Source organism: Brevibacterium sp. SIMBA_078 (assembly GCF_046534565.1).
Taxonomy (GTDB): domain Bacteria; phylum Actinomycetota; class Actinomycetes; order Actinomycetales; family Brevibacteriaceae; genus Brevibacterium.
In genome coordinates this window covers 1-238 of sequence record NZ_JAWRYQ010000563.1, presented here as the reverse complement: position 1 = coordinate 238, position 238 = coordinate 1, and the positions used below count along the sequence as shown (strand labels likewise).

Below are 238 nucleotides of genomic sequence, written 5' to 3'. Positions count from 1 at the left end.
CATCAAATGGCGCTTGTGACTGCCAGCCTTGCCAACCATCGCCATGTTTCATGGTGACATTGTACAAATCGAGCTGGTGTAATCGGCGTTTAGCTTGCCATTGCAAAGCTTTAATACGCTCTACCGAATATACCTTATCAAAGGTTTTAGCTAAAACCGCCGTTTGATTGCCCGACCCGGTGCCTATTTCTAACATCTTATGTTGCACACCGGCTAATCGCATTAGCTCGGTCATGCG

1 protein-coding gene is annotated in these 238 nt (G+C 47.1%); it reads right to left on the bottom strand.

Annotated features, from left to right (window positions below):
* Nucleotides 1-238 (bottom strand): rRNA adenine N-6-methyltransferase family protein (locus SB749_RS20810; protein ID WP_410711991.1); only part of this gene is annotated, 238 nt, incomplete at both ends.